The 13,845-nt window shown below is 60.8% G+C and carries 13 protein-coding genes; 5 read left to right on the top strand and 8 right to left on the bottom strand.

What is annotated here, in order from left to right; genetic code table 11:
* A partial coding sequence (locus FJ948_RS29845) for a GtrA family protein (RefSeq protein ID WP_181173884.1) occupies nt 1-718 on the top strand: 718 nt, incomplete at its 5' end.
* A gap of 19 nt (nt 719-737) precedes the next feature.
* On the opposite strand, the gene FJ948_RS29840 is transcribed toward FJ948_RS29845, so the two are convergent.
* The 3 genes from FJ948_RS29840 to FJ948_RS29830 form a co-directional block, all read right to left on the bottom strand.
* Complete coding sequence (locus tag FJ948_RS29840) at nt 738-2,702, bottom strand: acetyl/propionyl/methylcrotonyl-CoA carboxylase subunit alpha (protein ID WP_140710852.1); 1,965 nt, start codon at nt 2,700-2,702, stop codon at nt 738-740.
* Nucleotides 2,703-2,885: 183 nt separating this feature from the next.
* The gene (locus FJ948_RS29835) at nt 2,886-3,152 is read right to left on the bottom strand and encodes a hypothetical protein (protein ID WP_348643045.1); all 267 of its coding nucleotides are present in this window, start codon (nt 3,150-3,152) and stop codon (nt 2,886-2,888) included.
* Between the two features lie 337 nt (nt 3,153-3,489).
* Nucleotides 3,490-5,097, bottom strand: coding sequence for a carboxyl transferase domain-containing protein (locus FJ948_RS29830; protein ID WP_140710848.1), 1,608 nt, complete (start codon nt 5,095-5,097; stop codon nt 3,490-3,492).
* Between the two features lie 290 nt (nt 5,098-5,387).
* Here FJ948_RS29830 and FJ948_RS29825 point away from each other — a divergent pair, with 290 nt between their 5' ends.
* Entirely contained in the window at nt 5,388-5,735 is a 348-nt protein-coding gene (locus FJ948_RS29825; protein ID WP_246677658.1) for a hypothetical protein, read from the top strand.
* Between the two features lie 17 nt (nt 5,736-5,752).
* Here the strand turns inward: FJ948_RS29825 and FJ948_RS29820 are convergent, their stop codons facing one another.
* The 3 genes from FJ948_RS29820 to FJ948_RS29810 form a co-directional block, all read right to left on the bottom strand.
* Nucleotides 5,753-6,916, bottom strand: coding sequence for an isovaleryl-CoA dehydrogenase (locus FJ948_RS29820; protein WP_140710844.1), 1,164 nt, complete (start codon nt 6,914-6,916; stop codon nt 5,753-5,755).
* 73 nt (nt 6,917-6,989) lie between these two features.
* Nucleotides 6,990-7,637: a TetR/AcrR family transcriptional regulator gene (locus FJ948_RS29815; RefSeq protein ID WP_140710854.1), complete on the bottom strand. Its 648-nt coding sequence runs from the start codon at nt 7,635-7,637 to the stop codon at nt 6,990-6,992.
* Nucleotides 7,638-7,700: 63 nt separating this feature from the next.
* On the bottom strand, nt 7,701-7,985 hold the full coding sequence (locus FJ948_RS29810; protein ID WP_140710842.1) for an acylphosphatase: 285 nt from the start codon (nt 7,983-7,985) through the stop codon (nt 7,701-7,703).
* Between the two features lie 207 nt (nt 7,986-8,192).
* Between FJ948_RS29810 and FJ948_RS29805 the strand changes: the two genes are divergently transcribed.
* Nucleotides 8,193-8,702 (top strand): MarR family winged helix-turn-helix transcriptional regulator, encoded by a 510-nt coding sequence (locus FJ948_RS29805; RefSeq protein ID WP_246677657.1) that lies wholly within the window; start codon nt 8,193-8,195, stop codon nt 8,700-8,702.
* On the opposite strand, the gene FJ948_RS29800 is transcribed toward FJ948_RS29805, so the two are convergent.
* Nucleotides 8,699-9,811, bottom strand: a complete 1,113-nt coding sequence (locus tag FJ948_RS29800; protein ID WP_140710838.1) for a pyridoxal phosphate-dependent aminotransferase — start codon at nt 9,809-9,811, stop codon at nt 8,699-8,701. The two genes, FJ948_RS29805 and FJ948_RS29800, sit on opposite strands and share 4 nt — an antisense overlap.
* A 119-nt stretch (nt 9,812-9,930) precedes the next feature.
* Here FJ948_RS29800 and FJ948_RS29795 point away from each other — a divergent pair, with 119 nt between their 5' ends.
* Nucleotides 9,931-11,595: a tetratricopeptide repeat-containing sulfotransferase family protein gene (locus FJ948_RS29795; RefSeq protein ID WP_140710836.1), complete on the top strand. Its 1,665-nt coding sequence runs from the start codon at nt 9,931-9,933 to the stop codon at nt 11,593-11,595.
* A 237-nt stretch (nt 11,596-11,832) separates the two neighbouring features.
* The gene (locus FJ948_RS29790) at nt 11,833-13,494 is read left to right on the top strand and encodes a sulfotransferase (protein WP_140710834.1); all 1,662 of its coding nucleotides are present in this window, start codon (nt 11,833-11,835) and stop codon (nt 13,492-13,494) included.
* Nucleotides 13,495-13,623: 129 nt separating this feature from the next.
* Here FJ948_RS29790 and FJ948_RS29785 read toward each other — a convergent pair.
* On the bottom strand, nt 13,624-13,845 hold a 222-nt coding region (locus FJ948_RS29785; RefSeq protein ID WP_181173883.1), incomplete at its 5' end, for a porin.

The following is a 13,845-nucleotide window of genomic DNA, read 5'->3' as shown; positions in this document are numbered from 1 at the left end:
AATTAGTGCTTTTGCAACGCGGCTGGCCAAGATGGTAACGAAGAGCGATCTCACGGACCCGATGAGCGGGTTCTTCGCTATTACGAGATCAGCTTTCGATAACTCGGTCAGGGATTTGTCAGGTCAAGGCTACAAGATCCTGCTAGATATCTGCGCTTCCTCGAAATCTCCGTTGAGGATCCAGGAGGTCGCTTACCAGTTTCGCACGAGGCAGGCCGGCGAGAGCAAGCTGGATGCCTTGGTTACATGGGAATATCTGATGCTGCTGGCCGACAAGTTGGTCGGTCACGTCGTTCCGGCGCGCTTCATATCCTTCTCCCTGATAGGCGGCCTTGGCGTGTTCGTTCACATGGTGGTCTTGTCGGCACTTCTCGCCACGGGTCTTGCGGATTTCATAGCCGCTCAAGGCCTCGCGACAGTCGCCGCGATGGTGTTCAATTTCTTTGTGAACAACACACTGACCTATCGCGATAGACGTCTCCGGGGTGCCAAGGAGGTGATCTTTGGCCTGTTCACTTTCATGCTTGTATGCTCCGTGGGTGCTTTCGCCAATGTAGGCATTGCAAACTATCTGTTCGCCAACAGTCATTACAGATGGTGGTCGGCAGGCTTGGCCGGCATCCTCCTCGGCGCCGTTTGGAACTATGCGGCCACGTCGATCTTTACCTGGAGAGTGAGGAAACGCCCGAGCGTGGCCGCAAAGGGCTCCACCGTATAGGTATGTGACGCGCCCGCCGTCAGGCGTTCGGTTCTCCGACGAACCGCACCAGCACCGTCCCGTCGCTTACCTGAGAACCCTCGGCCGCGATCTCGGCGATCACACCGTCATGTGGTGCGGCGATGGTGTGCTCCATCTTCATCGCTTCGAGGATCAGCAAGGGTTGCCCTTTGATCACAGCTTCGCCCTTCGCCGCGCGCACGAGCTTGACCAGGCCCGGCATCGGCGCGCGCAGGCTGCCGGAGGCGGCGGCTGCTTCATCGCTCCTGGCCAGGGGATCCGGCACGCTGAAAGTATAGCCGACAGCGCCCTCGAACACCGTGATGTGGCCAGGCCAGCGGGCGAGGCGGGGAAGGGTGCGAAGGTCATGCGCATTGGCGTTGTCATATGGCGCATCGAGCGCCACCTGAAAGCGGCCGTCCGGCCGCATTGAAACCTTTGCCAGTATCGCCTCGTCGCCAAATTTCAGCCTGGTGCGGCGCGCCACACCGTGGAAATGCGCATAGCCGGCAAGCGACGACCAAGGGTCGTCCGACGGCGGCAATGCTCCGGCACCCGAAGCGGCCAGGGCGGCGGCCGAGATGATTTCGCCGGTCGGCGGCGCGACCGCCGTCAGCGCCTCCTGGTGTCTGCCGATCAGGCCGGTATCGACGTCTTCAGCCGCAAAATCCGGATCGGCGGCAAGGGCGGCAAGAAAAGCGGTGTTGACGGTGGAGCCTGCAATCTCGGTCTGCGCGAGCGCCGCGCGGAGCGCTTCCAGCGCTGCCGCTCTGTCCCCGGCATGGACGACCAGCTTCGCTATCATCGGATCGTAATAGGGCGAGATGGCATCGCCGGCCCGCACGCCGGTCTCGATGCGCATCGCGGCACCTTCAGGGGCAATGTCCGGAAATTTGAGGTGGTGCAGCGTGCCCGTCGCCGGCAGAAACCCCTTGGCCGCGTCCTCGGCATAGATGCGCGCCTCGAAAGCATGGCCGGAAAGCGCGATCTCGCTTTGTGTCTTCGGCAGTTTTTCGCCGCTGGCGACCCGCAACTGCCACTCGACGAGATCGGTGCCGGTGACCATCTCGGTGACCGGGTGCTCGACCTGCAGGCGGGTGTTCATTTCCATGAACCAGAAGCGGTCGGCCTTGAGGCCTTGCGAGGCATCGACGATGAACTCGATGGTGCCGGCGCCGGAATAGTTGATCGCCTTGGCGGCCTTCACCGCCGCTTCCGTCATCGCCTTGCGCAGCGCCTGTGTCATGCCGGGGGCGGGGGCCTCCTCGATCACCTTCTGGTGGCGGCGTTGCGCCGAGCAGTCGCGCTCGTAGAGATGCACGGCATTGCCGAAGCTATCGCCGAACACCTGCACCTCGATGTGGCGCGGCTTGTCGACATATTTCTCGACCAGCACGCGGTCGTCGCCGAAAGCGGCCTTGGCCTCGCGCCGGGCGCTGGACAGCGCTTCCGAAAAATCATCGGGATGCTCGACGCGGCGCATGCCCTTGCCGCCGCCGCCGGCGCGCGCCTTGATCAGCACGGGATAGCCGATCTCGCGCGCCTTGGACGCAAGCAGCACGATTTCCTGCGCCTCGCCATGATAGCCCGGCACGACCGGCACGCCGGCCTTCTCCATCAGCCCCTTGGCGGCGTCCTTCAGTCCCATGGCGCGGATCGAGGCCGCCGACGGGCCGATGAAAATGAGGCCAGCCGCCACCACCTGATCGACGAAATCCGGGTTTTCCGACAGGAATCCGTAACCGGGGTGAATGGCCTGCGCGCCCGTTTCCAGTGCGGCCGCAACGATCTTGTCGCCGCGAAGATAGCTCTCGCCGACGGGCGAGGGGCCGATATGAACCGCTTCGTCTGCCATCTCGACATGCAGGGATTTTGCGTCGGCATCCGAATAGACGGCGACAGTGTGTACGCCGAGCTTGCGCGCCGTGCGAATGACGCGGCAAGCGATCTCGCCCCGATTGGCGATCAGGATTTTGCTAAACATGGAGCCTCCAGCGGCGAAGTTGCTTCGAGCGACGCAGGCCTTTCTTCGCGCTCGCCCCAGTCCTACCGGACATATCCCCCACGAGAGGCAAATTGTCCTGGAGGCCCGTCCTGGAAATCGTTCGCTCTATACGCTGAACATCTCCCTTACCAAGGGAGTGCCCCGCCTGGCGCTCGGCTCTGCCTACTTCGACGCCGAGATTGCGCAGCCGCCGCTCGCGGTCTTGACCTTCCATCGCGCCAGGCCGGCCTGGCAACTGCGCAACGCGGTCTCTTCCGCGGCCTTCTGGGAAGGCGCGTTGAGCTTGGTGCCGCAGATGATGTAAAGGTCGACAACGCGCGAATAAAAGGTCGTGGCGTAGGCCGAATGGCCGCTCGCGGCGATGTAGGCCTTGTAGGCGACGTTGCATTGGCTCTTCGGATCCGAGCCCAGGGTCGGCGCGAAATGCACCTCGCCCTTGCTGCCTGCCAGCGACCCCGCCGGACTTGAGACTGTTGCCGCGAATATTAGAGGAATGGAAAGTATCGAAGCGCCCACGATCCGGCAATATTTCAGTCGCATTTCCGCCCTGTCCCCGTTGCACTGGCAAGTGCAAGCAGTAGCGGATATTTTGCTTCTCCGCCAGATCGGCGGCGTGAATTGAAGTCTGCTTTTTCTGCGAAATTTGTTGGGCCATAAAGTTCAAATTCCTCGAATAGCAGCAACGGCACCTCGGTATAGTTCCACAATTTGACGGCTGAAACGACAACGGGCACGGACGCCGATCGCGTCCCAGGCCTTGCTCATCTCACATCCGGAACACGCCGAAGCGTGTTTCCTCGATCTCCGCGTTGAGCACCGCGGAAAGGCTGAGCGCCAGCACCTCGCGTGTCCTGGCCGGATCGATGATGCCGTCGTCCCAAAGGCGGGCGGATGAGTAGAGCGGATGGCCCTCATGTTCGTATTTCATCAGGATCGGCTTCTTGAATTTCGCCTCTTCCTCGGCGCTCCATTCCCCGCCCTTGCGCTCGATGCCTTCGCGCTTGACCATGGCTAGCACCGTTGCCGCCTGTTCGCCGCCCATCACCGAGATGCGGGCATTTGGCCACATCCACAGGAAGCGCGGCGAGTAGGCGCGGCCGCACATGCCGTAATTGCCGGCCCCAAACGAACCGCCGATGATGACGGTCACCTTCGGCACCTTGGCGGTCGCCACCGCCATCACCAGTTTGGCGCCGTCCTTGGCGATGCCGCCCGCCTCGTATTTTCGGCCGACCATGAAGCCGGTGATGTTTTGCAGGAAAACCAGCGGAATCTTGCGCTGACAGCACAGTTCGATGAAGTGTGCGCCCTTCAGCGCGCTCTCGGAAAACAGCACGCCATTGTTGGCGATGATGCCGACCGGCATGCCGTGGAGATGGGCGAAACCGGTGATCAGCGTCGTGCCGTAATTCTGCTTGAACTCATCGAATTCGGAGCCGTCGACGATGCGCGCGATCACCTCGCGCACGTCATAGGGCTGGCGTAGGTCGGTGGGCACGATGCCGTAGAGTTCATCCGCGGGATGAAGCGGCGGAATCGATTTGTGTAAGTTCAGGCTTACAGCCTTGTTCCGATTCAGGTTCTTGATGATGCGCCGGCAAATGGCGAGCGCATGTTCGTCGTCCAACGCATAATGATCGGCCACACCGGAAAGCCTGGTGTGCACATCCGCGCCGCCCAGATCCTCGGCGCTGACATCCTCGCCGGTGGCCGCCTTCACCAGTGGCGGTCCACCGAGGAAGATGGTCGCCTGGTTGCGCACCATGATCGTCTCGTCCGACATCGCCGGCACGTACGCGCCGCCCGCCGTGCAGGACCCCATGACGCAGGCGATCTGCGGGATGCCGGCGGCCGACATGTTGGCCTGGTTGTAGAAGATACGGCCGAAATGCTCGCGGTCGGGAAACACCTCGTCCTGGTTGGGCAGGTTGGCGCCGCCGCTGTCGACCAGATAGACGCACGGCAAATTGTTCTGCAGCGCGATCTCCTGCGCGCGCAGATGCTTCTTCACCGTCAACGGATAATAGGTGCCGCCCTTCACCGTGGCGTCGTTGACGACGACCATCACCTCGGTGCCCTCGACGCGGCCGATGCCGGCGATCAGGCCGGCCGAAGAGATCTCCTCGCCATACATGGACCACGCCGCGAACTGGCCGATCTCGAGGAAGGGCGAACCGGTGTCCAGCAATTGCGCCAGGCGTTCGCGCGGCAACAGCTTGCCCCGGCCGACATGACGCTCGCGGGCCTCGTCCGAGCCGCCGCGCTCGACGATTGCCGCCTTCTCCGCGATGTCGGCGACCAGAGCCCGCATGCGCTCGGCATTGGCGCGGAAGCTTTCAGAGGAAGGAGAAATCTGGGTTTTCAGTATAGCCACGTTGTTTCTCACATCTCTTGATGCCGTTGCGGAACCAGTGTAAGAGCCCGCGCCCGGATGCCGCGTACCAAGCGTGGCATCGTTTTTATGAACGACACCCTCAGGAGGCGACGATGAAAGGCATTTTTTTGCATTTCACCAGATGTCTCCCTTCGGCCATGGCCTGACGCCGCCGGAGGGCGGCTTTCCACGTCCCGAATTTGAGCAAAAGGAACACCGGGCTTTGAGCCTCGGTGGGTGTCAAAATGTATTTGCGGTTCGTAACGCCGCTGATCCATCCGAAGAGCCGGGTGGAGACCGGCTTCTTCCACGCGTCCTGGTACCTGCACCGGAACGGCGGCCCAGATTGGATTCATGAAGAACTGGAGAGCCAGTTCGATTGGTTCAATCAGCATTTGCCCATTCCAGGTCGGGTTGGTCGGCATTTCAAGCGCCGTAGGCCGATCTGGGGCATCTGCTGGTTTCATCCCGACGCCAGGGAAGCGATCAGCCGGGCGCGCTATTGTGCCTGGTTGATCGAGGAGGGCGGCTTGCCGGTGCGTTCGATCAGGTCGCCGAGTCATCGCGAGGTTCTGTGGCGCGACCCGCACCAGATCGTTGCCAAGCCAACCGATGACCTGCCCAAGGCATTCGGCTGAGGCGGCGGAGGGGGACATCACGCCCCCTCCGCCATGATCTCGCGGCCGATCAGCCAGCGGCGGATTTCGCTGGTGCCGGCGCCGATCTCGTAGAGCTTGGCGTCGCGCAGCAACCGGCCGGTCGGATAGTCGTTGATATAGCCATTACCGCCAAGCAACTGGATGGCGTCGAGCGCCATCTGCGTCGCTTTCTCGGCGGCAAACAGCACACAGCCGGCAGCGTCCTTGCGGCTGGTCTGGCCGCGGTCGCAGGCGGCGGCGACAGCATAGACGTAGGCGCGCGCCGCGTTCATGGCCGTATACATGTCGGCAAGCTTGCCTTGCACCAGCTGGAATTCCCCGATCGGCTGGCCGAACTGCTTGCGCTCGTGAACATAGGGGATCGCCACGTCGAGGCACGCCGCCATCAGGCCGATCGGCCCGCCGGCAAGCACGGTGCGCTCATAGTCGAGGCCCGACATCAGCACCTCGACGCCGCGTCCTTCCTCGTGCAGCACATTGTCGAACGGCACCTCGACGTCGGAGAAAACCAGTTCGCCGGTGTTGGACCCCCGCATGCCGAGCTTGTCGAGTTTCTGCGCCACGGAAAACCCCGGCATTGCCTTCTCGACGATGAAGGCGGTGATGCCACGTGATTTCCGTTCCGGGTCGGTCTTGGCATAAACGACCAGCGTTTCGGCATCCGGACCGTTGGTGATCCACATCTTGGTGCCGTTGAGCACATAGCGGTCATTGCGCTTGTCGGCGCGCAGCTTGAGCGAAACCACGTCGGAGCCGGCTCCAGGCTCCGACATGGCGAGCGCCCCGACATGCTCGCCCGAACACAGCGGCGGCAGGTATTTTTCCTTTTGCGCCGGCGTTGCCCAACGGTTGATCTGGTTGATGCAAAGATTGGAGTGGGCGCCATAGGAGAGGCCCACCGACGCCGAGGCCCGTGAAATCTCCTCCACCGCGATGACATGGGCGAGATAGCCCATGCCGCTGCCGCCGAAATCGGGATCGGCGGTTATGCCGAGCAGGCCGAGTGCGCCGAGTTCACCCCATAGATGCGCTGGGAATTCGTTCTCCCGATCGATATCAGCGGCTATCGGCGCGATCCTGTCCTGCGCGAAGCGCCGCACCATGTCGCGCAACGCCTCGACATCCTCGTCATGCCCGAAGCTGAGCGTGTTCGTGTACATACCGTTCCTCCTGCCGCATGACCCCGAAAATCGACTTCGATTTTCGGGAAGGATCATGGGCGAAATTCCAGTGCTACAGCGTCCTTTGCGCGTCCGCCGGGACGCGCGGCGCTGTAGTATTGACATCGATCTTCGCGCCGACGAGGCGCATTGTCATCGAAAGATATGTCGTGGTGACCTCAGCGATCGACAGCCGCTCGCCTGGCCGGAACCAGACGATGACGCCGGTCATCATCTGGATCAGCGCCATGGCCGTCAGGCCGGTGTCCTCGATGCTGAAAATGCCCGCCTCGGCGCCGTCGCGCAGGATCGATCGCAGTTCTTTTTCGTAGGCCGTGCGCATGCGCAGGATCTGTGTCAGCCTGTCGGGAGACAGGCTGCGTAATTCCATGTTCGACACATGCGTGGCGTGGCGTCGCTCGATATGAAAGGCGATGTGATTGCGCACATAGGCGGCAAGCTGCCCCGATGGATCCGCGCCGGGTGCCCTCGATCGCTCCCAGGCTTCGCGAAGTCCTTGCATATGCTCGCGCATCAGCGTGAACAGCAGCTCTTCCTTGGTCGGGAAATAGCGGTAGAGCGCGGCCGCCTGCACGCCGACCTCGGCGGCCAACTGGCGCATCGACATCGCCTCATAACCGTAACGCGCGATCAGGCTGACCGCGGCTTCGCGGACTGCCGCTTCGGTTCGCTCGCCGTCTGATCCCGCGGTGCGTGCCATCATCGCCTCGTTAATGGAAATACAATAAAACGAACGTTCAATTAATTCAAGAGTGAGTTTCGCCTAGGCAATGATCCTGAAATCTCCATGCGTGGTCCAGGTCTCCAGTTCCTCCACATCGAGCCGCGAGACGGAAGCGCCTGGCGGGCCATGCCGAAGCCGCTCGATCATGGCGGCAACCGCCGCGTCGGCGCCGGCAAGCCATGCCGTCACCGAGCCATCCCTATCGTTGCGCACCCAGCCCACCAGCCCGAGCCCGGTCGCTTCGCTCCGCACCCACAGCCTGTAGCCGACACCTTGCACCTTGCCGTACACGCGCGCCTGCACTGCTCTCGTCCGGTCATCCATGGCTCGCTCCCTTGCATGGAGTCTGGCGCAGGATCGAACGAAGGCAACTGCTGGAAGGGATGACGCGACCAAATTGATGAGTCGCACCGGTTCCGGTGGTTTATGACACGGCCCACTAAATAGTTGACATAGCCAAGTTTTCTGCAAAAAAGTCTGGCGTGAACCCCTTTTGGGAGGGCGCCTGACATGCCAACTGATCGGAAAGCGTTGATCAATGACATCCGCCGTTTCAACCGGCTCTATACCGGCCTGATCGGACTGCTGGACGAAACCTTCCTGCATAGCGCCTACACGCTGACCGAGGCACGTGTGCTGTTCGAATTGGGTCGGCGACCCGGCCACATCGCCCCCGTCGCTGGCGGCAAGACAGGCTTTCTGGCGCGGGCGCTTCAACTCGATCTCGCACCAGCGGCATCCGAAATCGCTCGTGCGCTCCAGCTGGATGCTGGCTATGTCATCAGAATCCTTCGCAAATTCTCTGCCGCCGGTCTGACGGAAACGCGTTCAGGCCCTGACGTCATGCGTCGGCGCATTCTCTCACTCACGCAACGCGGCCTGGCGGCATTGACCAGCCTTCAGGCCGCGGCGGATCGCGATCTTGCTCGCTTGACCGCGGCCTTGGGCGACGAGGAGGCCGTCGAGTTGTCGGACATGCTCGCGCGCCTCAGCTCTCTGCTCGATACGGCGGTGGCTTCCGATCGTCTGGAAATGCCTTAGTTTCCGCGCGCCGCTGCCAGTGCACCAGGCAATTCCTCGGCGAAGATATCCAGTTCGTGGTCGAGACCGACGCTGACGCGGATGCTGCGGTCGAGCCCTGGCCCCATCGGCTTGCGGATGAAGACGTCGCGCGACAACAGTCCCTGCAACACTTTCAGAGCGAAAGCACCGTCATGGCCGCAGTCGATGGTGACGAAATTGGTCGCCGAGGCGAGCGGCTTCAGCCCGTTCTGCTCGGCGACAGCAGCGATGCGCCGCCGTCCGGCGGCGACGCGCGCCACCACCGTCTCGAGATAGGCCTGGTCGGCGAGCGCCTCGACGCCGGCGATCTGTGCCATGCGGCTGACACCGTAGTGGTTGCGGATCTTCTCGAAGTCGCGGATGACTTGCGTCTCGGCCAACGCATAGCCGCAGCGTATGCCGGCAAGCCCGTAGGCCTTGGAGAAGGTGCGCATACGGATGACGTTGGGCCGCGAGACATCGATCGGCGGCAGGGCCGAGGCCGGCCCCAACTCACCATAGGCCTCGTCGAGCACCAGCATCGTGGTTTCCGGCAAGGCCTCGATGAAGCGGATGATTTCATCCGCCTCCCACCAACTCCCCATGGGATTGTCCGGGTTGGACAGATAGACCAGTGGCGCCTTATCCCTGACGATCGCAGCCAGCAGGCCGTCCAGACTTTCGCGATCGTTCTCGTAAGGGACGGTCACCAGCCGGCCGCCGACACCGGCAATGTGGAAGTTGAAGGTCGGATAGGCGCCAAGCGAGGTGACCACCGCATCGCCGGGCGCCACATACATGCGCGCCACCAGGCTGAGCAGGCCGTCAATGCCTTCGCCGACAACGACGTTCTCGACCGCCACATTGTGATGCGCGGCGGCGGCAACCTTCAGGTCGTAATTGTCTGGGTCGCAATACATCCACTGGTCGCGCGCGACGCTCTGCATGCGCGCGATGACGCGCGGCGAAGGACCAAAGCTGCTCTCATTGGCGCCGATGCGGGCGCGGAAAGCGCGCCCGCGCTCACGCTCCTGCGCCTCAGGGCCGACAAACGGCACGGTCGACGGAAGTGCTGCGATGATTGGAGTCAAAAGGGGGCGTTGGCGCATGGCGGAAGCTCGCTTGGAAGGGGCTTCTTGCTAACGTGCCGGCTTATTCGGCGCAAGTTGCCCGCAGGCAGCAATTTGTCATGCTGGATTCGGCCGTCTCTTTTTGGTAGCCAGACACGATGAACAATCGTCTGCCGCCTGCCTGGTCCAAGCATCTGAAAACTCCGTCCGGACCGAAAAACCCGCAGCCGAAAATCGCCGAACCCAAAGCAGGCCCGCCATCACGCGCGCAGGCCGATGACGCATTGCTCAGGCGGGCTGCAGAACTTCATCGGGCAAATCGGTTGCCGGAGGCGGAGGCGCTGTGTCAGCGTGTATTGGCTCATGCCCCGCGACATCCTCTTGCCTTGTATCTCCTGGGAAGCTTCGCGCTCGGGCTGGATGACGAGATGGCCATTCGCTGTTTTGAGCGAGCGGTAAAGGAGGCACCTCAAAATCCCCATTACCACCTGACCCTGGGTGAAACCTATTTGAAAGTCGGCGAGCATGTGGATGCAATCAGGCATTTCGAGCGTGCTTGCGAACTGAAGGCCGACTGGGTTGAGGCGCTTTGCGCGCTGGGCCGCGCCTACACCGGATTCGGTAAAGCCGACGTGGCGGTCCCACTCTTTGAGAAAGCGCTCAAGATCGACGGCGGCCGTTCCGCTATCCGAATAGGGTTGGCCAACGCGCTTGTAAGCTTGGGCCGGATGGATGAGGCGGCAAACTACATGAAAGAGGCGATCGCCCGTCGCCAGGATGTCGCCGCTGCCTACAACGGCTTGGTCAGCATACGAAAATTCAAGGAAGAGCCGGCGGAGCTAAAATCCATTCTGGCCGAACTGAAAAATCCGGCGCTTGATAACAAAAGCATACAACAGCTCCACTATGCGGCCGGGAAGGTGCTCAACGATATCAGGCGCTATGACGAGGCGATGGGCCATTTTCAGCAGGCAAAGCGCTCGACCCGCGGCTTTGACCTGGAGGCTTATCGCAACAGCGTCGATTTCCTGATCGAACTGTTCAGCCCCGGGATGCTGGCCGCCAAGGCAGGACATGGGAGCTCTTCAGAAGTGCCTGTCTTCGTGCTTGGCATGCCACGTTCGGGCACTACTTTGACCGAGCAAATCTGTGCGAGCCACCCGGATGCTTATGGCGCTGGCGAGTTGACAAAACTCAGGCGCATCACGAACAGTCTCGCGCCCAAAACACGCTCGCCGGAAGAATTGCGAAGCTCCATCCTGACCATGACGGAGGATCAGTCGAAGGCTTTGGCTGAAGACTATCTTGCCCATGTCCGGCAACGATCCCCCAACGCCCAGCGTATCGTCGACAAATTGCCGCATAATTTCGAACTTATCGGCCTTATAAGACTTCTGTTTCCCAACGCACGCATCATTCATTGCCGTCGCGATGCTATCGACAATTGCCTCTCGTGCTATTTCCTGAGTTTCAACGAGGACAATAGTTATACCGCCGATCTCCAGACACTCGGACTGTATTATCGCGAATACGACCGGCTTATGCGTCACTGGGACAGGGTCTTTCCAGGGCAGATCCTTGAGAACCGCTATGAGGACATGGTCTCCGACCAGGAAGCGCAATCGCGTCGCTTGATCGACCATCTGGGTCTGCCCTGGGACGATGCCTGTCTGCGGTTCTTCGAAAAGCCAGGTTCGGTGAATACGTTCAGCCGCTGGCAGGTTCGACAACCGATCTACACCTCCTCGGTCAATCGCTGGAAGGCTTATGGAGGTTCAATCCAGCCGCTGATCGATGCCCTTGGAGACTTGGTTGAGACTTAGTCTGGCAAGCTTGCCGCCGGAACGATGTCAAGATTTGGCCCGTGGCTGCGCGAGACGTCCGGCCCATCTGGCCCCTAACCCTTTAGCGGGTAGATGCGTGCGAGTGCATGACTGGATCAAATCCGCAGGCGTAGGGAGAAAGATCTCGCTATCGAATAGTTCTGACAAGTATCCAGGTAACGGCCGGTGGTTTATCCCATGCTGGATTCTGTCGGCCGTTTTTGCTAGCGAGGCACGATGAACTCACGGCTGCCCCCAACCTGGTCCAAGCATCTCAAGGCGCAGCCAGTTCAAAAGGCTAGACCCTTAGCCCAACCAGCTAAGCCTGCATCGTTGCTTGGGCCAACCGATGACATGCTGCTCAGACAAGCGCTGGAACTACAGAAAGCCGGGCGGCTGCCGGAAGCCGAAGACCTCTGCCATCGTGTTCTGACGCGCTCGCCAAATCACGCGCTTGCCCTCTACATTCTCGGCACGCTGGGGCTCGGTTTCGACGACGAACTGGCGATCAAGTATTTCGCCCGCGCGGCAGCGAAGGAGCCGAACAATCCATACTATCAGCTCAGCCTGGGGGAGGCCTTTCTCAAGGTCGGGGATTATCCGCTTGCGATTCATCATTTGCAGCGTGCCTGCGAGCTGAAGTCGGATCTCACGGATGCCCTTCGCCGACTTGGCGAAGCATATTTCATGTTCGAAAAGGCGGACGTGGCTGTGCCGCTCTATGAAAAAGCGCTCGAAATGGACCCCGACAACGCATTCGTCCGGACGGCCCTTGCGAATACTCTCGTTGCCCTCGGCCGCATGGATGAAGCTACGGTTTGCCTGAAGGAGAGCATCGACAGGCGCATCAGCGTGCCATCATCCTACAATACGCTTGTGGCGGTTCGAAAATTCTCCGTCGAGCCGCCCGAACTCAAAGCCATTCTGGACGAACTTCAAAAAACGGCGAATCCCGCCGATGCGCCGTACCAGCTTCATATGGCTGCGGGTAAGGTCTTGGATGATCTTGGTCGCCACGATGAGGCCATGGACCATTTTCTTCGAGCCGCAACGAACAAGGGGTTCGATTTTGACATCGAATCCTATCGTCGACAGGTGGATGCGTGGATCGAGCTCTTCAATCCGGAGTTCTTAGCGGCGAGGGCGGGATATGGTGATCCATCTGAAACGCCCGTATTCGTGCTTGGAATGCCGCGTTCCGGCACAACGCTGACGGAACAGATCTGCTCGAGCCATCCCGATGTCCATGGCGCGGGGGAACTCTCCAAGCTGGGGCGAATCGCGGTTGCCAACGGTCTCAAATTGCAGCCGGGGCGCCCGTTGGGGCGGCCGGTCATATCGATGACGCGACCGCAATCCATTGCGCTCGCCAGCGAATATCTATCCAGCTTGCGTCTCAACGCGCCCGAGGCATTGCGAATCGTCGATAAGATGCCTCACAATTTCGAATTTGTGGGCCTTATCGGCCTTCTCTTCCCTAACGCACGGATTGTTCATTGCACGCGCGATCCCGTTGACAATTGTTTTTCCTGCTTCACCTCAAATCTTAACGATGCTCATCAGTATACTTCGGACCTTGCGGTGCTTGGGCTGTACTACCGCGAGTACGATCGCCTCATGCGCCATTGGAAGTCGATTTTTCCGGGACGCATTTTCGAGAATCGCTATGAAGACCTTGTTTCCGACCAGGAGGGGCAGTCACGTCGGCTTGTGGAGCATCTTGGTTTGGAGTGGAACGATGCCTGCCTCCGTTTCTTTGAAAGGACTGGCTCCGTCAGAACACTCAGCCGCTGGCAGGTTCGTCAGCCGATCTACAAATCATCGGTCAAGCGTTGGAAGCACTACGAAAGCAGGCTCCGGCCATTGATCGATGCGTTGGGGGATCTGGCTGAAGGCTAGCCGTTCTCAGTTGCTCGAACTGACTTCCTGCGCGCGACAGACAGGCCTCCTACTGCGATAGTTGCAAGCGGCTTAAAAAAAAACCCGGCGGTTGCCCGCCGGGGTTTCGATTTCGCCAAGGCGAATTGATTAGAAGTCGCGCTGGAAGCGGAGGAGACCGCCGACATTGTCCTTCTTGGTCGCCAGAACCCAGACGGAGTCGTTGTCGATGGCGCCCTGGCCGACGCGCTGCCAGTCGACTTCGGCCGTAACCGTAAGGCCGGGAACGACGGTGTAGGCGACGTTCGCCGCGACACCGATGTCCTTCCAGTCGTCATACGAAGCCTGGAGGTTGAACGCGGTCTTCTCGTT

The organism is Mesorhizobium sp. B2-3-12 (assembly GCF_006442205.1).
Lineage (GTDB): Bacteria > Pseudomonadota > Alphaproteobacteria > Rhizobiales > Rhizobiaceae > Mesorhizobium.
This window is presented reverse-complemented; position numbering and strand designations above follow the sequence as displayed.